This window comes from Leptospira jelokensis, assembly GCF_004769635.1.
GTDB lineage: Bacteria > Spirochaetota > Leptospiria > Leptospirales > Leptospiraceae > Leptospira_A > Leptospira_A jelokensis.
Window position 1 is genome coordinate 275,454 of the sequence record NZ_RQGH01000011.1, and the last position, 21,059, is coordinate 296,512.

General features: G+C 40.7%; 19 protein-coding genes and 1 tRNA gene. 14 read left to right on the forward strand and 6 right to left on the reverse strand.

What is annotated here, in order from left to right; all coding sequences use genetic code 11:
- Positions 1 to 5: 5 nt before the first annotated feature.
- Positions 6 to 434, forward strand: a complete 429-nt coding sequence (gene mpl17, locus EHQ62_RS05730) for a cell surface protein MPL17 (protein ID WP_135641242.1) — start codon at positions 6 to 8, stop codon at positions 432 to 434.
- Positions 435 to 471: 37 nt separating this feature from the next.
- On the opposite strand, the gene EHQ62_RS05735 is transcribed toward mpl17, so the two are convergent.
- Complete coding sequence (locus EHQ62_RS05735; RefSeq protein WP_135641243.1) at positions 472 to 930, reverse strand: lipoprotein; 459 nt, start codon at positions 928 to 930, stop codon at positions 472 to 474.
- Positions 931 to 1,623, reverse strand: coding sequence for a hypothetical protein (locus EHQ62_RS05740; RefSeq protein ID WP_135641244.1), 693 nt, complete (start codon positions 1,621 to 1,623; stop codon positions 931 to 933). It lies immediately after the preceding gene.
- 21 nt (positions 1,624 to 1,644) lie between these two features.
- On the opposite strand from EHQ62_RS05740, the gene EHQ62_RS05745 reads away from it, so the two are divergent.
- From EHQ62_RS05745 to EHQ62_RS05775, 7 genes are all read left to right on the forward strand, one after another.
- The gene (locus EHQ62_RS05745; protein ID WP_135641245.1) at positions 1,645 to 3,189 is read left to right on the forward strand and encodes a M16 family metallopeptidase; all 1,545 of its coding nucleotides are present in this window, start codon (positions 1,645 to 1,647) and stop codon (positions 3,187 to 3,189) included.
- 2 nt (positions 3,190 to 3,191) lie between these two features.
- Positions 3,192 to 4,592: a M16 family metallopeptidase gene (locus EHQ62_RS05750; protein ID WP_135641246.1), complete on the forward strand. Its 1,401-nt coding sequence runs from the start codon at positions 3,192 to 3,194 to the stop codon at positions 4,590 to 4,592.
- Entirely contained in the window at positions 4,592 to 5,431 is an 840-nt protein-coding gene (locus EHQ62_RS05755; RefSeq protein WP_135641247.1) for an MBL fold metallo-hydrolase, read from the forward strand. The genes EHQ62_RS05750 and EHQ62_RS05755 overlap by 1 nt, the downstream gene beginning before the upstream one ends.
- Positions 5,428 to 6,075 carry an O-methyltransferase gene (locus EHQ62_RS05760; protein ID WP_135641248.1) on the forward strand — a complete coding sequence of 216 codons (648 nt, stop codon included), beginning with the start codon at positions 5,428 to 5,430 and terminating at the stop codon, positions 6,073 to 6,075. Before EHQ62_RS05755 ends, EHQ62_RS05760 begins: the two co-directional genes overlap by 4 nt.
- 66 nt (positions 6,076 to 6,141) lie before the next feature.
- Positions 6,142 to 6,888, forward strand: coding sequence for a hypothetical protein (locus EHQ62_RS05765; RefSeq protein ID WP_135641249.1), 747 nt, complete (start codon positions 6,142 to 6,144; stop codon positions 6,886 to 6,888).
- Between the two features lie 72 nt (positions 6,889 to 6,960).
- Positions 6,961 to 8,286 carry an N-acetylmuramoyl-L-alanine amidase CwlD gene (locus EHQ62_RS05770; protein WP_425269526.1) on the forward strand — a complete coding sequence of 442 codons (1,326 nt, stop codon included), beginning with the start codon at positions 6,961 to 6,963 and terminating at the stop codon, positions 8,284 to 8,286.
- Positions 8,287 to 8,300: 14 nt separating this feature from the next.
- A complete protein-coding gene (locus tag EHQ62_RS05775) occupies positions 8,301 to 9,077 on the forward strand; it encodes a hypothetical protein (protein WP_135641251.1) in 777 nt (258 codons plus the stop codon).
- A gap of 4 nt (positions 9,078 to 9,081) precedes the next feature.
- Here EHQ62_RS05775 and EHQ62_RS05780 read toward each other — a convergent pair.
- Together EHQ62_RS05780 and EHQ62_RS05785 are read right to left on the reverse strand one after the other, a co-directional pair.
- Positions 9,082 to 9,168: transfer RNA gene (locus tag EHQ62_RS05780), tRNA-Leu, on the reverse strand.
- A gap of 4 nt (positions 9,169 to 9,172) precedes the next feature.
- Positions 9,173 to 9,577, reverse strand: a complete 405-nt coding sequence (locus EHQ62_RS05785) for a PaaI family thioesterase (RefSeq protein WP_002973585.1) — start codon at positions 9,575 to 9,577, stop codon at positions 9,173 to 9,175.
- 162 nt (positions 9,578 to 9,739) lie between these two features.
- On the opposite strand from EHQ62_RS05785, the gene EHQ62_RS05790 reads away from it, so the two are divergent.
- From EHQ62_RS05790 to sufB, 4 genes are all read left to right on the forward strand, one after another.
- Entirely contained in the window at positions 9,740 to 12,247 is a 2,508-nt protein-coding gene (locus EHQ62_RS05790) for a hypothetical protein (RefSeq protein WP_135641252.1), read from the forward strand.
- A 242-nt stretch (positions 12,248 to 12,489) separates the two neighbouring features.
- Complete coding sequence (locus tag EHQ62_RS05795) at positions 12,490 to 13,998, forward strand: ATP-binding cassette domain-containing protein (RefSeq protein WP_135641253.1); 1,509 nt, start codon at positions 12,490 to 12,492, stop codon at positions 13,996 to 13,998.
- Between the two features lie 35 nt (positions 13,999 to 14,033).
- Complete coding sequence (locus EHQ62_RS05800; protein ID WP_100720598.1) at positions 14,034 to 14,627, forward strand: peroxiredoxin; 594 nt, start codon at positions 14,034 to 14,036, stop codon at positions 14,625 to 14,627.
- Between the two features lie 33 nt (positions 14,628 to 14,660).
- Complete coding sequence (gene sufB, locus EHQ62_RS05805) at positions 14,661 to 16,055, forward strand: Fe-S cluster assembly protein SufB (RefSeq protein ID WP_135641254.1); 1,395 nt, start codon at positions 14,661 to 14,663, stop codon at positions 16,053 to 16,055.
- Positions 16,056 to 16,072: 17 nt separating this feature from the next.
- Here the strand turns inward: sufB and EHQ62_RS05810 are convergent, their stop codons facing one another.
- Positions 16,073 to 16,375 (reverse strand): transmembrane 220 family protein, encoded by a 303-nt coding sequence (locus EHQ62_RS05810; protein WP_135641255.1) that lies wholly within the window; start codon positions 16,373 to 16,375, stop codon positions 16,073 to 16,075.
- 70 nt (positions 16,376 to 16,445) lie between these two features.
- Here EHQ62_RS05810 and EHQ62_RS05815 point away from each other — a divergent pair, with 70 nt between their 5' ends.
- Positions 16,446 to 17,690: a PQQ-dependent sugar dehydrogenase gene (locus EHQ62_RS05815; RefSeq protein ID WP_135641256.1), complete on the forward strand. Its 1,245-nt coding sequence runs from the start codon at positions 16,446 to 16,448 to the stop codon at positions 17,688 to 17,690.
- A gap of 59 nt (positions 17,691 to 17,749) precedes the next feature.
- The gene (locus tag EHQ62_RS05820; RefSeq protein ID WP_135641257.1) at positions 17,750 to 19,744 is read left to right on the forward strand and encodes an LTA synthase family protein; all 1,995 of its coding nucleotides are present in this window, start codon (positions 17,750 to 17,752) and stop codon (positions 19,742 to 19,744) included.
- Here the strand turns inward: EHQ62_RS05820 and EHQ62_RS05825 are convergent.
- Positions 19,728 to 21,047, reverse strand: coding sequence for a sterol desaturase family protein (locus EHQ62_RS05825; protein ID WP_135641258.1), 1,320 nt, complete (start codon positions 21,045 to 21,047; stop codon positions 19,728 to 19,730). The two genes, EHQ62_RS05820 and EHQ62_RS05825, sit on opposite strands and share 17 nt — an antisense overlap.
- Between the last annotated feature and the right edge of the window lie 12 nt (positions 21,048 to 21,059).

Here is a 21,059-nt window from a genome sequence, read left to right on the forward strand (position 1 = left end):
AGGGTATGATACGGTATGTAGTTTTGTTTATTTTGTCTTCCGTACTTGGATTTGGATTCACGAGTTGCAATGAATCCAAAGAAATCCAAGCGGAGGAAGCGTTTGAATCCCACCCCATTGAGGTGTCAGTCAAAAAAAATACCCTTGGAAAATACTCATTGGAATTGTATTTACCAAAAGATTTTGGATTCCAAATCGAAGCACCACATCGAATTTTTTTATCCGGAACAGAAGGACTCAAGGTCACTTCTGCTGATTTGAAACTAACAGGTCCAACTCATCCAAAAAAACCAGAATACTTTGAATATGTAAAACCCTTAACTTTCCAAGTGGAAGGGAAAGGGAAATTACAGATGGAAGGAAAGTTGTTTTATTGTAACTTTGTGAAGAATATTTGTATTCCCGCAAAAATCAGTAAGTCGTTTGTGATCTAAACAATGCTGATCCATACAAAAGATGGATCACTTGTGCTCATTCTAAATCTTTTGTAACAAAACGTTTTAAGTTAGGCCTTTGGATTTGGTAGAGAAAGAAGTAACGGCCACCCACTGAAACGTTTTTGTTTACGATTTTTCCTTCTTTGGATATTTCTCGTAATTCTTTTTTTCCTTTATCAGATAGATTCGGAATTGTATAAGTTTTCAGTAGGTTTAAAGCTTTTTGTTCGGCAATGGTTTTTGCTTCTTCTTCTCTTTCTTTTTCTGAAGGCAGTACACTTGAGATGGCAACTTGGAACAAACTGTCTGTTAAAAACCCTTCTTTTGCTTTTGTGAATTCGATGATGAGTGGAGATTCTTCGGGTTTTGTTTCTACTGTTTCTTTCACTTCTTCTTTCGTTTCTTTTATCTCTTTTGTTTCTTTGGATTTACATTGGAAGGCGAAAAATGAAATTAAGATCGATAAAATTGCAATTGTTAGGTGTTTGTTCATCTATAGTTTCCTAGGTTCTGAGATAGGAGTCTTCTCCACACGTTCCATCAATTTAGGTTGGATGTTACGGAATAGGAAAGCACATTTTGTTTTATCAGAATAATCTTCTTTGTAGAGATGTAAACTGTCGAAAAACCAAGCAAAATTGTGGAGATTTTCACTATCGTTCTCTTTTTGTTTTTGGGGATTCCCCCTAACTTCGTCTAGGTTCTGTTTGGATGGAGAACCTAAATTTTGTCCACTTGTTTGTAAGTTTGGATCTTGGCCTTGTGAGCTTGCGGATGGATTCGTTGAAGCCATCGATTGCGTGGGTGCAGTTCCCGTGCCGGTTACGCCAAAGCTTTGAGGTGCATTGGTGATGAGTCTAGTTTGTCTGTCCTTTCCTTCTAATGAATTCGCATAGGCATCAATGCCATCACCAAACTTGTGCTTTTGCCTTTGGATTTTGACAAGGTAGGGAAGGGAAAGGGTTTCCCGTTCTTTGAAAGCCCGTTTTTTGCAATCCTCCCTTTTTTCAAAGCCTGGGATTTCACGGTAGGTCATTGGAATTTCCACTTTGATTTGGAAAAATTCGCGTGAGATGAATCCTTCATCCGTTTCGTTTTGCAAGGCGCGTTCCACATAATTTGGATCGGCGATGGTAAAGAGGCGGCAGGAACAAAAGAGAGTTAAAATTAGAAGTTTACGAACCATTTCCAACTTCAAGACTAGTAGATGATGTCGAAATTACGAATCTTTTTCCTTTGTTTCACGCTACAATTTTTACCCCTATTTTCAGAAGACGCTTTTTTCGGAACCTCCCTTTCCCAATTCCGCGAAAATACCAAAACCATCCAATTGGAAAATGGACTCACCGTTGTGATGATGAAACGTGGCACTTCCCCAACGGTTGCCCTTTATATCAAATTTTTAGTAGGTGCTGTTGACGAAACCCCAGAAGAAGCGGGCACCGCCCATCTTTTGGAACATATGTTATTCAAAGGAACCAAGTCGGTAGGCACTACCGATTTCCAAAAGGAAGAAAAATACCAAAAACAAATCGAAGTTTGGGGGACTGAACTGGATGATTTGAAACTGAAACGTAGGGACCTATTAACGAGAGGTGAGATTGTCCCAAAGGCCTTAGAAGAAGAAATTGAAACCTTAAACCGAAGGTTAAAAAACTTAATCCAATTACAAGATGAGTTCATCGTAAAAAATGAAGATTCCTATATCTATGAGCAAAATGGAGAAATGGGGTTTAACGCTTATACCTCGCAAGACGTAACCAATTACCAAATCCAATTGCCAAACAACCGAATTGAAATTTGGGCAAAAATTGAATCGGATCGATTAAAAAATCCAATTTTACGTGAGTATTATACAGAACGTGATGTTGTCATTGAAGAACGTAGGATGAGAACCGATGACGTCGGTGGGGCTGTGTTACGCGAAAAGTTTTTTTCCACTGCATTTGAAAGCCACCCTTACAGAAAACCTGTCATTGGATACTCAGCAGAAATTCCGTATTTAAAAATTGAAGAAACAAAAGCCTTCTTTGAAAGGCACTATACTCCAAACCGTATGGTGATATCGGTTGTTGGGCAATTTGATTTTTTGGAAACAGAAGCCATCATACGAAAGTATTTTTCTGATTTAAAACCAGGGAAACCAAGACCACCATATAAAATTGAAGAAAAATCATTTCCAGGGGAAAAACGATTTAAGGTCCAACATCCTTCTGCCAGCCAAATGATGATGGGTTGGATCAAACCCCCTTACCCTCATAAAGATAATGCTAGTTTTGATATTTTATCAAGTATCCTCACATCAGGAACAGGATCACGCCTTTACAAACGTTTGGTTTTGGAAGAAAAACTAGTTTTAAACATTGGAGCTGTGAACGGATACCCTGGGGAACGTTATAAAAACTATTTCGTGTTTTTCATTAGTCCGAACGAAGGGGTGGACCCAAATAAAATAGAAACCATCATTTGGGAAGAGATCAATCGAATTGGACAACAAGGCATTCCTAAAGAAGAGTTGGAAAAGGTAAAAAACCAAATGGTCTCTGACTTTATGAAAACAATGGATAAAAATGGAACCATTGCCGATTTATTAAGTTATTACCAGTTGTTATATGGCGATTGGAGTGGACTATTTAGCCAATACCAAACCATTATGAATACTTCAAGTAGTGATATCCAATCACTCATTCCCAAGTACCTCACAAAAGATTTAGTTGTGATTGGTGTACTCGAGGACATAAGGAAAAAATAAATATGAAACGTTGTCTCATCATCATCCTCTTTTTATGCCTAAACCCATTGCTTTCACGAGAAATGGGTGAATTTGTAAAGGACATCCAGTTTGCACCATTGGAATTTGAAGTTCCCAATATATCTTCAACAACAAATGCCAGCGGAGTGGAAATCTTTTCTCTAAAAAATGCTGAGTTTCCTATTGTATATGCTGATATTCTAATTTACCATGGCAAAAAGAATTTGGGAAAACGACCCGTAGAGATTGCTCGATTATTGGAAGATAGTTGGGAACTTTCTGGTTCCAAAAGTTATCCCAAAGAAAAGTTTTTAGAAACTTTGGAATTTTATGGAGCATCTTTTTCTGTTTCTGTAGATTATGAAAAAACTATTTTTACAATCGCCTACTTAAAGAAAACAGAATCGATTATTTTGCCCATTCTCAAATCATTTTTGGAAACACCAAATTTAGAAGAAAGTCTTGTTTCCACCACAAAAGGTAAACTTACCGAAGAAATTAACCGTCGTAATGACAATGTTACTTCTTTGGCGAAAAGGAAAATAAGAGAAGCCATGTTCCGAGGGACCATCCTTGGAACTTCGATGTCCAAAACAAATTTGGATCAAATCAAAATGGAAGAACTTTTGAGTTTCCAAAAAGAAATCCTATCTGCCACAAAGAGGCGACTACTCATCACGGGTGATTACGATCTAAAATCTTGGGATAAGTTTTTTCCCAATTTGGAAACAATAAACCCAACACCAAGCGAAGTCATCACACCAAGTACAATCAGTGCCAATGTTTCTAAGGATGGCAAAAATATCCAACTAGTGGAAAAAGACGTCACACAATCTTACATTGCTTTGTCGGGTGTGTTACCGGAACACAACCATCCTGATTTTTATGCCATTCAGGTTTTAAATTATATCATTGGTGGTGGAGGATTTAACTCCTATTATATGAGGGAAATTCGTAACAACCGAGGATTGGCATACTCAGCCGGAAGTTTTACAGAATTCCAAGAAAGTTATGGCACCATTACTTTTTTTGCCATGACAAAATCTGAATCTGCCAAAGAGGTTTTGGACCTGATGAAGGAACTCATCGAACCAAAACTCATTGATTCTTTAACAGAAGAAGAACTTTTGCGAGCAAAAATTGCCATTATCAATACCTTTGTTTTCCAATTTGAAGATGATAAACGGACACTTGCCAGCGAAATCAGAAGGCGTGACCACAATATGCCAGAAGGTTATTTACAAAACTTTCGTGGTGAAATTGAAAAAGTTACCCTTGCTGATTTGAAACGAGTGGGAAAACTTTATTTCCAATCAGATAAAATGATCACAACGATTGTTGGTCCAAAATCAATCGCAGGATTTTGGAAGGGATCAGTGAAACTGGTCCAACCGGAAGATTGATGTTAAGCGCAAGTTTCGAATACAAGGGAACCAAATTTGAAGGGATCTCAGAAGGTGGGATCCGGACTTCTATCATTTGTCCTTCTCTTGATTTTATGTTTGATTTTGGATTTATCAATCCAGACAAAATTCATATTGGGAAAATCCTTCTTTCCCATGCCCATCTTGACCATTCTTGTGGGATTCCGTATTATGTGTCACAACGGAGTTTACGAAAACTCCCCAAACCAAAAATTTATGTACCCAAAGCACTCGAACCAAAACTTTCACAAATTTTAAAACTCTACTCAGAAATTGAAGAGTTTGATTACGAATGTGAACTGATTGGACTGGAATATGGTGACCGAGTGGAATTAAAATCCGGTTATTTTTTTAAACCCTTACAAAGTTTCCATCGTGTCCCTTCACAAGGGTATACCGTATATGAAACCAAACGTAAGTTAAAAAAAGAATTTGTCGCACTCAGTTCCGAGGAAATTCGTAAGTCAAAGGAATCGGGAATTGATCCAACAGAAGAGATCGCAAGTCCCTTTGTTTCTTTTTCTGGTGATTCTAAAATTGAATATGTTTTGGAAAACGAAGACGTAAGGAAAAGCAAAATTCTTTTTATGGAATGTACGTATTATTGTGAGAAACGTGATGTGAGTCGGGCAAGAGAGTGGGGGCATACCCACTTTGATGAAATCATAGAACATGCCTCCTCATTTGAAAACGAAGCCATTGTCCTCATCCATCCTTCCAAACGGTACAGTTATCGCGAGTTAAATGACCTGCTCCGTAAAAAAGTCCCTTCGGTATTAAAGGACAGAATCTCTTTATTTTTACCTCCCAAATCATGAAACCTAGACCGAGTATTTATATCGATGGACTCGAAAGTTTCATCGATTCCGAACTTGTTTGCAAACCAAATTCCGTATTCAGAGAAATGGAACTGTATGCCAAAGATAAAAACATCCCGATTGTGACAGCGGCCACTGGGGGAGTGTTATCCCAAATTGTTTCCTTCGTAAAACCCAAACGCATTTTGGAATTAGGGACAGGACTCGGATACTCTACACTTTGGATGGTAAACGGAAACCCTTCTTCGAAAATCATTACCGTTGACCGGCACGAAGAACAGGCGGCCTTGTTAGACGTGTATGCGAAAAAAATGGGTTTGGAAAGCCAAATGGATGTTACTCGGGTGACGGGATCGGTATTCGATTATTTAGAAGATGAGGACCAGTGGAGAGACTTTGATTTTTTCTTTGTGGACTGTGATAAAATCACTTACCCAAACATATTTCGAACCCTTTGGCCAAAGGCAAAAAAAGGGGCCACTTTTCTGTATGATAATGTGCTTTGGCATGGGCGAGTGTTACACCCCGATCCGAAAAAACCTTCCGATATGGCGGTGATGGAACTTTGGAATGAGGTGAAATCCCAAGTTTCGGAATATACCTTGTATCCTGTGGGCGACGGTTTACTCTTTTTTCGGAAGTAGAAAAAATAGTAGTCAAACCTAGTTCTTTTGTTGTATTCTGCTCCTTGGTTTAAGGAGAAACGTTTCGTGTTAAAAAAAAGTTTTTTGATTCTTTCCATTTGTTTGTTTGGATTCTCAGTCATCGCACAAGAATCGGGTGCCCCCGAAAAAGGAAAGGAATCCTTTGAAGAATTAGACAAATTGGACCAAGGTACCAATTTAGAACGCAAACAATACAAAAACATTTCTGAAAACAACAAAGACCGTGTCATCAATTCCATTAAATTGTTAACCATTGTTACAGCAAACTTTGGAGACGAGGTAGCTGACTCCAAAACGGCTTTAGAAAAAATCAAAAAAGATTACCAAATTGTTTTACGTTATTATTACCGCAGAGCCTACATCGCTTCCGGTAAGGCTATGGTGGCACTGGAAAAAGACATTACTACCTTACTTGGTAAATTTGCAAAGAGTTATGATACCAAAACCCAAAACTTACTCGCTGAATGTGCGGACACCATCACGGCACAGGAACAAGCACAACTCGTGGACACTTCTACAGAAGGGGTAAAACCTGTGGTTCCTTACCGTGAAATTGCAGAGGCACAACAAAAATTGCGAATTGCGTATGGCCAATTGGGTCTTGCGACGGATATGACACGAGACGATCGTTTTTATGATGCCATCGTACATTACCGCATCGCCAAAGACTATGGGATCAAAATCCTTTCTGATTTCAAAGAACAAGAAGCCGACAAAAAAGCGATCACTGATAAATACGCAAAAGATCTTGTGGATAACAAAAATCAAATCGCAAGCCAAAACACCAAATAATTCCTTGAAACTTTTCTTTTCTCCGCTCGCCATTGAGCGGAGAATGGCACAAGCGTGTCAGACTTAAAATGGATCCATTCCAAAATTAATTTCCTAATCCTATTATCTTGTTTTTATTTCACGATCTCGCTTTCGGCAGAACCAAGTTACCGGATCGTGATTGATCCAGGGCATGGTGGTGTGGCAAAAGATCCCAAGGCCCAACATGGGGATAAGTATGATAGTGTCACCCAAACCTATTTAGAAACTTATAAACAAGGAACCGAACACGGAAGTATCACCGAACGAAAGGTTGTCCTTGACCTTGCCAAAGAAGTCCATAAAATTCTAAAGTTAACGGAAACGGAACAAGGTTGGAAAGAATTTGAGGGTTATTTAAAACTATTTTCCAAAAAAAATGAATTCACTCGCGTTAAGTTGATAAGCCACCTAACACGTGAAACTTCCTTTGATGATGATGCAAACTCAGATGACCCGAATGCACCTTATCGTTTGTATGATTTTCCCGATCCAAAAACCTCAGTGAGAAAAAAAGGGAGGCTTTCCAAAATCAACGAATGGAAACCCCATTTGGTTTTATCCCTGCACCTAAATCCCGCAAGCAAAGGGCAAAAAGGTGGGATGGCAGCTGTCCTCACACCGGGTTACAAAACCTTTTCTCTTTTAAAAAAAATTTCGAACAAAGAAAAATCGCCTAATGGTTTTTTACAAGGACCTTGGTCGGATTGGCTTGTATTCCAATCTGGATGGAGCAAATTAGAAAATGCGATGGCCGACACTTGGATATACTTCCATGGCTATTGGTCCAAAAAAAATGGCAAAGAAGTCGACCTAACAAAGTTTGAAGGTTACCGCCAAAACATGATTAGCTGGAAGTATGCGGATGACCCCAATTGGGAAAAAAACATTGGGAAAAAAGGTCCTTATGCAAAATCACATGAGGAATTTGAACCAAGTGGTCGTTTTTTTGAAAGGGAAATGGGTAAAAAAGAAGAATGGAGGAGAGAAGGGGGAAAGGAAGGTTTTGGAGGCGACAACCATTATGTGACAAGAGAACTCATGCGTTTTGTACAATATGGTTTGCCAGTCCAACTGAAAACCAAAGATTCTCCATACCCTGAACTTGGACCCATCCAAAAACCATATATCTCTACCTATAGTTTGCCTACGTATACAAATGCCCTTTGTGCCTTTATCGAAATTGGTTATGTCAATCGTAGCCGTGATATGAAATACCTCACTCAAAACAAAAAAGAAACTGCGATTTCCCTCGCAGTAGGCATCTATTCCTTGTTTGTTGGGCTAGAAGTGAAAAAAAATAGTAACTTACCATACACTCCCAAAGGTAAAAAAGTAAATTGGGAACGATACGAAACGTATTTTGATGAAGTAATGTAGGAATTTGGTACCAGATGAAACCGAAAAAAGAAACTTCTAAAGTATTAAACCATCCCTTATTCCCTGCTTTTATCACTTTGTACCAAAAGTCTTTGGTTTTTCGTTATTCAAAAGATAATTTACAACAATACCCTGAGTTTCATTCCATTCCCCAATCTACCATACAAGAACTTTTAGATTTCTTTTTGGAATATTTGTATCCGGATTATGAAAAAAGGAAAAAACTCGATGCCGCCTTTGATGCGTTATCTGGATTTGTGAACCACCCATCAAAAATTTGGGGTATCCTTGGTAACTTGGCCATGTCTATCTTTCGATTTGGGAAACATTTTCCCATGGCTCTCAAGGCTGGACTCTCCGCACTCCATTCCTATGTAACAGCACATAGTTTTGAGGAGGAATTGGTTTTGGCACTTGATGCCAAAGAAAGTCCAAAAGAGTTTTTGGAATCACCAGATGCAATGGAGAAATTGATATCCTCTGTTGAAAAATCCAAAGCAGATGCGTTCCGAAAGGATGTAGGGGCACTTTTTGGAATTTTTTCTGACCGGGAACTCGTGCGGAAAATCATCCTCATTATGGAAGATATTTTGGTGAAAATGGAATCAAAGTCCTCAGTGTACACAACTGATGATAAAAATGGAATTTCGCTTGGGGTATCGATTTTGAAAGAGGGAAGGAAAATTTTTGATTTGATGACGAAGGAAGAAATGTCCCTCGTCTTACAAGCAATTGATAAAATTGAAGAGAACTTTTACCAATCTGCTTGTGAGAGGTTTCGAACTAAATGACTTTTGGTACCGATGGCCGGAATCGAACCGGCATGATGTTACCATCGGTGGATTTTGAATCCACTGCGTCTACCAATTCCACCACATCGGCATAATCAGTCTTCAGCTTCGATATATTTACCTTTTCCGCGGGCCACTATTTTGCCGATCTCATTTTCGATTTCAGCACGGTTTTCGATGATTTTTTTATTCTTTTTCACAAACCATCCGCGTAAGTGGAGGGGTTCATTCACCTTTGCAGGTTGGAGGAATCGAATTGTGAGTTCCCCTGTGGTGGTTTCGAAATTCATCGCTTCGTTGATCTTGACCATGATCTCATCTAGGATGGTAGAGATAATCCCTGGGTGGATTTGATCCGGTAAACCCTGGTATTTTTCGGGGCAGGTGTAATCACCGAAGGCAGTTTTTGTGTCTTCGTCAAACGTGATTTTTAACTGCAACCCGTCTGCATTGTCCGGTGAGGAGGCAAAGCTGAGATTTTTTTTCGCAACGGATTTCATGCCACCATGGAACGCAAGAAATTCTCTTGTGTCAAGCAGAAAAAGAACTTGCGGTCAGTTTGGTCCCAAAAGCCTCGTAAAAAGCTTGGAAATTCAATATTCTTTCGTTATTTCTTAAATACCAGCTCTCGAAACCTCGAAAATAAAGAGTAGAACCCTTCTATGTTAACCACACTCATGATGTTACTCGGTCTCTCTGGTGCCGGTGCCGATCTTGAAGAGATCGCCCGGGGTGAAGGGAGTGGTGGGTCCGCAAGAGACCTAAGTCCGAGGCAAAAACGTAGGCAAAAACAGAGACAAGGTGAAGAGGCAACTCCCCCGGAACCAAAACGAGGTGGAGGAGGAAGGCCTTCTCGGGAACCAAGTCCCAAAAAAGGAAGGGGAGAAGAACTTGGATTCCAAACAGATCCCCAATCCTCCAAACAAAAACCCAAAGCATTTTCAGAAAAATTAAACGAATTACCGGATTTAGAAGGTGATTCGGGCGAACAAGGGTTAGGTGATGAGGGATCATCCAAACCTTCCAAAAGAAAACGCGAAAAACAAAAACCTCCAAAAGATTTGAGCGAACTTCCCTTAGGTGATTTTGGGGAAGACCGTGCCACAGGAGAAGGTGCAGCCGAACGGCCAAGACGAGAGAGCCCTGAAATCAGTTTTTCGGCAGATGATATCATTTCTAAAAATTCAAAGTACTCCTTTCATAGAAGGCCACTCCTCAATGCGGAAGCACTTGTGGAAGCCGAACAAGTGGAAGAAGCCATTGAAATCTTTGAACGTACGGGAAACCGAATCCCCGATCCTGCGATCAAAGAAAAAATCAAAAAGAACATCCAGGATTTAGAAGAGTTTTTAGAAGACAACCCACCACCGAGTCCAATTGATCCAAATAAAGAAGGCGAAAAAAAAGGGAAAGATTCACTTCCAAAACCGAAACCAAAACCTCAAGGGAGTGGAGAGAAACCTGATAAAGACCTAAGTGATTTGGTGCATGCCTTAAAAGAAGTTTCGGAATTATTTGCTGAATCCATTGCGCGTGCCATTCAATTTGCGCAAAACTCACCGCCACCTAACTTCCCTAATCTGCCCAAGGAACCACAGTTCCCACAACCACAAAATATTGGTGAATTCCCTCCACCTCCACTGCCAAAAGAGAATCGAGACAGTCCCATCTCTAATGGTCCACAAATCAACCAAACAGTGGAAGGTGGAAACCAACTGGTACATCCGATTGTTTACCAGTTTTTGCAAGGAAACCCACCACCACAAAGTTCCAATCCTGCCCTTATCCAAAACCAAGACCAACTCTTACAATCGTTAAACCAAGGTTTGACGGCAGGTGGGATCACTCCTGCAATGCCAGGAATTTCTGCGGCTCCTAGTGGATCAGGGATTGTCGGTCCCTTTTTTGTCCCACCAGAGAGTAAACAGAGGACAGAAGAAGAACGTAAACCTTTCGACTTGCAAGAGTTAGCGGAACAAATTTCCAAAAAAGATGTTTCGGAACTTGATTTACCAGAAGATACATTTTTTTCGAACGATTGGAAACAGTTCAAAGACCTCCCCCTTGTGGATCGTAGGTCAGGGGAAGAACGAAGGAAAAGCCCTGATCGTAGGACAAATGTTGCCGGTAGAAAGGATAGACGGTCTGGTGAAGACAGGCGCAAACGTGACCGCTTCAAAGAACGTGAAGAGTTCTTAAAAAACCAGGCCCTTCAGAAATTAGAAAAAAAGGCAAAAGAATTTGAAGCGAAAGGGGAAGAAACATCCCTTAACGATTTACTCAAACCCTATTTCCCTGAAAAACCTAACTTAAAATTGCCAGAGTCTTGGGACCTTGAGCCCATTGGTTTGCCGGATCCAAATGACCTTCGCCGCGATGAAAAGGAACCTCTGCTCCATCCAGACGAAAGGAAACCTTCCGGTGAAGAACCAAACTGGTTCCAAGAAGCAACCGATTCCTTACGAAAAGAATTAGAGCTCCCAGATCCCGTTGACCCTCAAACCGACGAACTCATCTCCTCCAAGGTAGAACTGCCAGAGGCAGTCGATCCTAACAAACATAAGTCGGAAACGATCATCGAGACCGATATGCCAATCCAAGTGGAGTTAACCAACAGACCACTGGTAGCGGATGATATCAAAATTGGATTGCCTGATGCGGACGAGGTATTCCGAGATCGAAAACTGAAAGAGGAGGCAGGGGAAAAAGAAGGTCCATCCTTTGACGATGTGGATGGCCCTGACATTGAAATTGTGGATGGGGATTTGGGGGAGATTGCCGAAGAAGAATCACCAATCCCACTCGATGAGATGGCTGAGAAAGCCACAGAAGATGAGCCAGAAAAAATCATCCATGGTGTTTTGGAGTTAAAACCACCAGAAGCCGATGATGCACCGTTTCTCACATTGACTTATGATTTTGGAAAAATCCCACATGCCTTTCGTTTGTCGAAAAATTATTCCATCATGGAATATTCCTATTATAAATACAAACCAATGCTCATGAAGGCACAAGAGTTTGCTCGCAGGAAGATGTTAAAAAACGCTCTCAATTATTACCGAGTCATCAAATCTCAAAATATCCCTCCGGAACTCCGTAAGATGATCAACCGTAACATCCGGGACATCACAGAGTTTATGGAAAAATTCCTAATGGCAAAGGGCAATTGATCCTTTTGTAAGAACTGATAACAGTTGTTTGGAGGGGTAGATAACTTTTTAAATCCAACTTTTTCTTGACAACTTTTGGATCAATTCCAGTCTAAAAGTGGATGACGAGGGCACTCCGATGAGACTTACAAACTCTAACTAGGTAAGCAAAAAAAAACAAACCAACATTTCCACTTTTCCTAAGCCATACTAGGACAAGATTTGCTTACCGTTTTCACATGGAAACCAGAGGAGCAAGTTTTATGTCCAAATACTTACGCATCCAAAACGGAAGCTTTCGTTACGATACACAATCGACACCAATCTTTGAAAATCTAAACCTCCATTTCCCGAAGGGTTGGACTGGCCTTGTTGGTAAAAATGGAAGTGGCAAATCAACACTTGCCAAAATCATTTCACGTGAACTTGAGTTAGACCAAGGAAATGTCGTAGGGCCTGGCCATGTTTTGGTTCTTACCCAAGGCACTGAAATCGAAGAGAAAGAACTGATCGAGTTTTTGAATGATGATTCCAAAGAGACTAGTTTTTGGAAAAGTCAATTGCAAATCAATATCCAATCGCCTGACGAATATGCGACTCTCAGTTTTGGCGAAAAACGAAAGCTCCTGCTTTCTCGCATTCTATCGAAACAACCTGAGGTCATCGTTCTCGATGAACCAACGAACCATCTGGATGCAAAGAGCCAATTGATTTTACGGAATGCCATAAGGGCTTACGACGGGATCGGAATTCTGATCAGTCACGACAGGTCTTTGTTAGACGAGCTGGCTACGTCATGTGTGTTTATGGAAAAAAACTTTATCGAACAAAGGCCTGGGAATTATTCGGAAGGCAAACAGGAAAGAGATAAAGAAGCTAAGTCCAGGATCCGCGATTGGCATATAGCAAAAGCTGAACGGAAAAAATTAGAGAAGGAATGGAAACGTAGAAGAGAAGAAGCAAGTCTCTCACACAATAGAAGGTCTAAAAAGGACTTAGAACTCCATGACCATGATGGTAGGGCAAAAAAAAATTTAGTCCGAGTTTCAGGAAAAGATGGAATGGCCGGCCGATTGAAAAACCAGATCGAACAAAGGACAAAGCGAAGTGCCGAAAAGGAAAAAGAAATTTGGGAAACGTTGCCAGAGAAAGAAACCATTGGCATCCAATGGCAGAGCCACAATACAAAACGTAACCTTTTGTTTCTCGAAGCAGGAGAAAGGTTAGATTTAGATTATTTAACTTTAGATTTGCAGTTTCCCTTAGCGATTGGATCCCAAACAAGGATTGGCATCACTGGTGCAAACGGTTCCGGGAAGTCGAGTTTATTGCAGTATCTCTTAAAACATTTTCTTTTGAAACAAATTCCTAACGTATACCTTCCGCAGGAATTCTCAAAACAGGAACTCACAGCCTTACTCCAAAAGTTCCAATCCTTAACGGAAGCAAAACAGGCGGAATACCTTTCCATTGTGCACCGATTGGGAAGTGATCCAAAACGATTTTTGGAGTCAGAGGCCTTAAGTCCAGGGGAAGGGAAAAAGTTAGCCCTTGCCATGCAAATCGAAACGAATGCGGAAGTGATCCTCTTAGACGAACCAACAAACCATTTGGATCTAAAATCTGTGGAAGCTTTAGAAGGCTCATTGCAAAAAACCAAGGCAGCACTTGTCTTTGTAAGCCACGACGAAACCTTTACCAAAACATTGGCAAGTGAAGAGTGGGTTTTGGAAAACTTCCGGCTCATACAAAAACATCTAGACAGAATCTAAGGACTGTACTTAGAATAATTCTAAGGAGTGACATTATGCCACAAGTGACATCACATGCCCCTGATTTTAAAGCAACCGCAGTGATCGGGGACAGTTTCAAAGAAATCAAATTATCTGATTACAAGGGAAAATGGGTGGTACTCTTTTTCTATCCACTTGATTTTACATTTGTATGTCCAACAGAGATCATTGAATACGATGCAAAACTCGAAGATTTTAAAAAGATCGGAGCCGAAGTTTTGGGTGTATCTGTTGATAGCGAATTTTCACACTTAGCTTGGAAAAAAACGCCTAAAAAAGAAGGTGGTATTGGAGAGATCAAATACCCACTCATCGCAGACAAAACCAAAGAAATTGCAAAGTCTTTTGGTGTCCTCATTGAGTCTGGTCCTGATGCGGGAGTTGCGTTACGCGGAACTTTCATCATCGACCCGCAAGGTGTGATCCGCCAAGCAACTGTTAACGACCTTCCCGTAGGACGTAACATTGAAGAAGCACTCAGACTCATCAAAGCTTTCCAATTTGTGGAAAAACACGGTGAAGTTTGTCCTGCAAACTGGGATGAAGGGAAAAAAACGATGAAAGCAGATCCTACAGGGTCAAAAGCTTACTTCGCATCTGTCAATTAATTGAACTTTCTCGAATAGAGAATGGGAGAACCAATGGAATCTACAACAAACATAGAAAAACCGAATGTCGAATTTTACCAAGCGAATAATTTTCCAAAAGGTTTGACACGTAAGGTTGTAGAGTCCATCTCCCATATCAAAAATGAACCGAGTTGGCTTGCCGAGTTCCGCCTCAAAGCATTTGAGGTGTATGAAGAAAAGCCAATGCCGACCTGGGGCTTTATCCCTCAGTTCCAAATCAACATTGATGACTATGTCCACTATGTTGGTTCCAACCAAAAGAAAAAAAAATCATGGGATGAAGTGGATCCTGAAATTTTACGTAGTTTTGAAAAACTAGGAATCCCGGAACACGAACGTAAGTACTTGGCTGGAATCGAAACCATGAACGATTCCGAAACCATTTATGCCAATGTCAAAAAAGAACTCACTGACTTAGGGATCATTTTCTGTGACATTGATACTGCCATCCGTGAATACCCGGAACTTGTCCGTGAGTATTTGGGGACCGTTGTTACGATCGGTGATAATAAATTTTCTGCACTCAACTCTTGTGTTTTTAGTGGTGGTTCCTTTGCCTACATCCCCAAGGGAGTCAAAACTCCCATGCCATTACAAGCATACTTTAAGGTAACAGCCGCAAGTTCCGGACAGTATGAACGCACTCTCCTCATTGCTGATGAAGGGGCACATTTGGAATACAGTGAAGGGTGCACCTCTGTCCAAGACAAGGGAACTAATTTCCATACAGCTGTCGTGGAACTTGTCGCCAAAAAGAATTCTAAAATCTTTTACACTACCATCCAAAACTGGAAAAAAAATATGTACAACTGGACCGTGAAACGTGGAATCTGCGAAGAAGCAGCTCACATCACGTGGACAGATTGTAACATCGGTGCCAATACCATCAAATACCCAGGGATCATCTTACAAGGAGACCATTCCACTGGGGATGTACTCTCCTTAGCGTTTGCTGGCAATGGACAAGTGCAGGATACGGGAGCTCGTATCATCCATGTTGGTAAAAACACTCGTTCCAATATTTTGGCAAAAGGTGTGGCTCTTGACGGTGGGGTCAATTCCTATCGTGGTCTTGTTAAGTTTGAACCTTCGAGTAAAGGTTCTTACAGCCATATCAAATGTGATGGGCTTATGATGGACAACAGGTCCCAGTCCCATGCTTACCCATACAATGATGTATCAGGGGAAGAAGGAACACTCAACTACGAGGCTACCGTTTCCAAAATTGACGATGACCAATTGTTTTACCTTCAATCGCGTGGGATGTCGGAAGACGATGCGAAACTTCTCATCATCAATGGGTTCTGTGAAGGTGTTACCAAACACTTGGATGTGGAATACTCCGTTGAGATGACAAAACTCATTCGTATGATCTTAGAAGATGGGAAAGTCATCGCCGAAACGTAAATTTCCCAAAGTACGAATTATTTTTTAAACACAAATCCCCATACAGCGGATGCGGCAATGAGAAGTCCAAGAGATTCTCTCACTTCCTCCACCTCCATGCCAAAATAGGGTGCCTCTGTGGCATAATAGACAGAAAGGATAAGATACAAAGGGATGATCCCATACCCAATCCACTTCGGCAATCGACGGAAAAAACGAATGCCTGCAAGGATGGCAACAAGGGCATAGATCGGAAACCATAAATAAGGGTCTGGATCGTTTAGTTGAAGATACGCAAACAGGAGGAAAACAGGAATACAGATTAAAGAGAAAAGTTTCATCACAGTTTCCAAAGTTTTTTGATTGCGGGTACAAATCCAAGCGATTTATCCTATGACTAGAAGACGTTGTATGAAAATCCAAATCATTGTTATTTTTTCCCTCCTTTCCTTTTCCCTTTCTTCCCTTGCCTGTGATGATTTTGGTCGTAAGATCTTAAAAACATTCAGTAAAAAGTATGAGACCGATGGTAAAGTTTTAGGAAGTAAACCAATCTTCATTGGACCTGACGCAAAAAGGAAACAACTCACAATCTCCCTTCAGGAAGTTGTGAAAGTGAAAGAACCAACGGACATCCAATTCCCACCGGGGGAGAGTCCTTTTTTATTTGTTTTGGAAAAAGCAGGGGATCTCATTTTGTTTGACCGTGAAAAAAAGACCAAACGAGTGTTAAAGTCTTTTCAAGTGATTACGGATAGCGAAGAAGGACTTCTTGGCCTCACCTTCCATCCCAAGTATCCGAAAGAACCAAAAGTATACACGCACACCGTGATCAATTCGGCAAACCGCGATATGACAGTCATTGCGGAATGGGAAGTTGAAAATCCAAATTCATTTGAAAAAATGGTTTTAAAAAACGAACGAGTGTTACTCGAAGTGGTGCAACCTTACCCGAACCATAATGGGGGTCAAATTACCTTTGGACCTGACGGGAATTTGTACATCGGGTTTGGGGACGGCGGGTGGCGAGCCGATCCAAAAAACAACGGACAAAATCCAAACACTCTCCTTGGTTCAATTCTTAGGATCTCACCTATCCCGGATCCAAGTGGGAAAAAACAATATTCGATTCCGAAAGACAATCCATTTGTTGGGAAACAAGGTTATTTACCTGAAATTTTTGCTTATGGAATTCGGAATCCTTGGAAAATGAGTTTTTCACCTGACGGACGTTTGGTTGCGGCAGACGTGGGGCAAGATGCGTATGAAGAAGTGGACATCATCCTTTCGGGAAAAAATTACGGATGGAACCAAACAGAAGGATTCCATTGTTTTACAGATGGATGTAATCCTTCCCTTTACCAAGCACCGTTTTATGAATATGGAAGGGATGAGGGGCAGTCCATCACAGGTGGGTATGTCTACACAGGAACTTCCATCCCAGAGTTAAAAGGCAAATATGTGTTTGGTGATTTTATCCAAGGAAAAATTTGGGCGATTGACCTTCCAAAACCCGGAGAAAATAACAAAATCACAGAAACCCTTTCTCTTGGAAAGTGGAACATCCTCATCCCAAGCTTTGGTAAGGACAGTGACGGGGAAATCTTTGTCGCTGATTACCAATCAGGAACCATTTACAAATTGGTCAAACCCTAAGAATTTGCGTTTGGATAGGAACCATTACATTTGTTTCAAATTTTAAAGATCACTTATTTATGAAAAAAATTTTCTCACAAATTCCATTTTACATTCGATTCCATCTTATACTTGCGGGGCTTGGAATCGTATTTTTAACCATCTACCGCGCTGCATTTTTTCTGATGTATTCTTACCGGATGCAAGACAAATCCTTTTGGATCATTTTAAAAGCATTTGTAAAAGGAGCAAGGTTTGACCTTTCCGTATTATGTGTGTTACTTGGGTTTAGTTTGGTGTATTCTTCCCTGCACTTTTTCAATCGGAACAAGTGGTACAGAGCGGTTTGGAGGACAATTCCTGTTGTTTTTATCATCCTCTTATTGTTTTTACTCATCGCAGATTTAATCTACTATGAGAATGGGAACAAACATTTGGGTTATGAGGCGTTTGCTTACCTTGGGTTTGAAATGTTGCCACTTGTGGGTTCTGCCTTTTCGCAAAATCCGTTTTTGTTTTTACTCGGGCTTGCCGTAATTTTTGGTATTGGTTTTGGAATTTATAAAATCCAATCCAAGTTCCCTTATTCCCATGTGAATTTACATTACAAATGGGCTGGCCTACAGTTTTTAGTAGTCCTTGCCCTACTTGTACTCGGAATCAGAGGAGGGGTGCAAACAAGCCCACTCAGAACGAGTGATGCCATCATCACAAAAGAAACGATCACCAATGATTTGGTTTTAAACCCAGGGTTTACCGTCATCACCGACCTTAAGATGACAAAGGTGGATGACCGCCATTTTATGAAATTAGAAGAGGCTACCTCCTTTGTGAGAAAGGAAGTGTCTTATCCTGGTGCGGAATTTGTGAGTGAAGAATACCCACTTCTACGAAAAACAACCGTTAGTTCGGCAAAACCACTCCCACATATCGTTGTGGTTGTGCTCGAGGGTTGGACAGGTAAATTCATTGATATCATTGGAACAGGGAAAGTCGAAGGGAAAGTGGTCACTCCACACTTCAACCAACTCATCCGCCAAGGGATGTTCTTTAAACATTTTTTTGCCAGTGGGGGGCGTACGACAAATGGACTGATGGCGCTATTGGGAGGCATCCCAGATAGGCCTGGCCTTACCGCAGTGCGCACACCCCAAATCCTCAATCGGTTTTCGGGCCTTGGCAACATTGCAAAAACCATAGGGTATGAAACTCTATTTGTTACGGGAACTGACTTAAGTTTCAATAATAAGGGCAGTATCATGTACCATTGGGGGTTTGATACCCTTGTCGGCAAACAAGACCTAGAAAAAAATCCAGAGTACAAAACAGGGCCTTGGAGTTATTTAGATGAAGCATCTTTGGATGCGATGCACAAACGTTTGTTAAACGTGAGTCCAAATCAACCTATCGTATCGGTCATCCATACAGGTACCACTCACTACCCATACAAAGTCCCTGATGAAAGATACCGATTGTTTGGAAAGGACACTCAGGACAGTGAATACTTAAATGTACTCCATTACGCGGATTTTGCCCTTTTCGAATTTATGGAAAAAGCAAAAAAAGCACCGTATTTCAAAGATACTATTTTCTTTTTTGTTTCTGACCATAGCCACCATCGGTTTCTCAATTATTATGAGGATCGCAATGTCCCACTCCTCATTTATGCCCCTGGGAAAATCAAACCCGAGATCCGAGAAGACATCACCTCCCAACTGGATCTCATTCCGACTATCCTTGGTTTTATGGAGAGGGAAGTGTATTTTAGTGTGATGGGCCGTGACCTTCGCAAGGTAAAAGGTTCCTCAGCTTATTTTGCGTATGGAAATATCTTTGGATGGATTGAGGATGATTTTTTGTATTACCAATCGGTCACAGGTGGGCAAGGGGAAACAAAAACCATTCAAGATCCCTTTGTGGACCTTGGACTCTGTTACAAAGATTTGAATTTATGCAAAAAACATGCGGAGAAAACAAAGGCGTATTTGAATTTGGGAGACGAACTACTGAAGTCGAACAAATTGTTCCCTTCAGAGTCCGCTCTTAAAGAGATAAAATCTAATACCAAGTATTAGAAATATTACTCAAATCAAAAAAGGTTTTTCGTTTGAGGATGATCCATAATAAGGATACAAACGAAAGGCCAATGAGTGGGATCGCAAACATTGCAATGTTTGGAATGTTGGAATACATTAGGGTCAAAACAAAGGCAACGATAAATAAAACATTACGTACCACTTCTGTTCGCCTTGACCAACGTTTCATCTCCATTGTCCGATCGATTGAAAACAAACTAAAGATGATGACGGCAGATAAAATCCCAAGAGTTGTCATGTCTTGTTCCAAATTGATTTTAGCTACTTTCCAAATCACAAGGCCCACAGCCATAAGCACTGCCGCTTGTAATGCCACATAGACCATCACACCCATCGGTGGTTTTGGGTCATACTTTTCTGTGTAAGCTGGTTCTTTGAAAACATCATCTGGTGTTTGTAAGTAAGAAGGTTTCCAACCGGGAGGTCCAAATATGGTTTTGAATGCATCACCAAACGACTTACATTTGAATATTTGTAGGAACATATCCTTAAACACGTGTAAGTTGACTGTAATTGGGTTAAAGGAATTCACCGGTTTGGTTAAACCATAAATAGGTTCATCTGTTTCCCATTCAAAAGTTCCAAACATACGATCCCAAATGATGAAAATTCCGCCGTGATTGCGGTCTAGGTATTTCCTTTGGGTTCCGTGGTGGACTCTGTGGTTCGAAGGGGTTACCATAAACTCTTCGAAAAATCCAAGTTTTCCAATGAAACGAGTGTGAACCACAAATTGGTACACTTTTAGAATCCTGTGGCTTAGTAAAAACATCGCCCAAGGGATCCCAAGGAGTGCCATGGCAAGGTAATATAGATACTCAAAAATCCTTTGTAACCCGTTCCCACGGAAGGCGACGGAAAGGTTCATTTCTTGGGTGGAATGGTGGGTGACATGCGTTGCCCAAAACAAATTGATTTCATGGCAATGCCTATGGAACCAGTAGTAAATGAAGTCAGCAAATACCACAGAAAATGTCCAAGCACCAAGGGCATGCCAATTCACGGCAAAACTAGGCGAAAATTGGAAGGGACTTTCTAATGGAAAAAAATGATAACCAAGAGCAGATAAAGAGTAGTTCGTTTGGACGATATCATATACGTATAAGGCACCAAGTAGGATGACCACTCCCACTAGGGCAAAGATCACACCTGTACTCACATCAGCAATGAGAACATTCAATCGGTAAAACTCTTTGCCCTTCATATAAGAAACAAAAATTTCAATCCCGATCAGTGCGACCATGACGATAAAGGCGTATTCCATAAAGGCATCGCTATTCATGCGTTTATTTTC

Coding starts and splice junctions, on each gene's coding strand:
- EHQ62_RS05790 (WP_135641252.1), top strand. CDS start 9,740: ATGTTAACCACACTCATGATGTTACTCGGTCTCTCTGGTGCCGGTGCC.
- EHQ62_RS05760 (WP_135641248.1), top strand. CDS start 5,428: ATGAAACCTAGACCGAGTATTTATATCGATGGACTCGAAAGTTTCATC.
- sufB (WP_135641254.1), top strand. CDS start 14,661: ATGGAATCTACAACAAACATAGAAAAACCGAATGTCGAATTTTACCAA.
- EHQ62_RS05825 (WP_135641258.1), bottom strand. CDS start 21,047: ATGAATAGCGATGCCTTTATGGAATACGCCTTTATCGTCATGGTCGCA.
- EHQ62_RS05800 (WP_100720598.1), top strand. CDS start 14,034: ATGCCACAAGTGACATCACATGCCCCTGATTTTAAAGCAACCGCAGTG.
- EHQ62_RS05745 (WP_135641245.1), top strand. CDS start 1,645: ATGATGTCGAAATTACGAATCTTTTTCCTTTGTTTCACGCTACAATTT.
- EHQ62_RS05740 (WP_135641244.1), bottom strand. CDS start 1,623: ATGGTTCGTAAACTTCTAATTTTAACTCTCTTTTGTTCCTGCCGCCTC.
- EHQ62_RS05815 (WP_135641256.1), top strand. CDS start 16,446: ATGAAAATCCAAATCATTGTTATTTTTTCCCTCCTTTCCTTTTCCCTT.
- EHQ62_RS05810 (WP_135641255.1), bottom strand. CDS start 16,375: ATGAAACTTTTCTCTTTAATCTGTATTCCTGTTTTCCTCCTGTTTGCG.
- EHQ62_RS05785 (WP_002973585.1), bottom strand. CDS start 9,577: ATGAAATCCGTTGCGAAAAAAAATCTCAGCTTTGCCTCCTCACCGGAC.
- EHQ62_RS05735 (WP_135641243.1), bottom strand. CDS start 930: ATGAACAAACACCTAACAATTGCAATTTTATCGATCTTAATTTCATTT.
- EHQ62_RS05795 (WP_135641253.1), top strand. CDS start 12,490: ATGTCCAAATACTTACGCATCCAAAACGGAAGCTTTCGTTACGATACA.
- EHQ62_RS05775 (WP_135641251.1), top strand. CDS start 8,301: ATGAAACCGAAAAAAGAAACTTCTAAAGTATTAAACCATCCCTTATTC.
- mpl17 (WP_135641242.1), top strand. CDS start 6: ATGATACGGTATGTAGTTTTGTTTATTTTGTCTTCCGTACTTGGATTT.
- EHQ62_RS05755 (WP_135641247.1), top strand. CDS start 4,592: ATGTTAAGCGCAAGTTTCGAATACAAGGGAACCAAATTTGAAGGGATC.
- EHQ62_RS05820 (WP_135641257.1), top strand. CDS start 17,750: ATGAAAAAAATTTTCTCACAAATTCCATTTTACATTCGATTCCATCTT.
- EHQ62_RS05750 (WP_135641246.1), top strand. CDS start 3,192: ATGAAACGTTGTCTCATCATCATCCTCTTTTTATGCCTAAACCCATTG.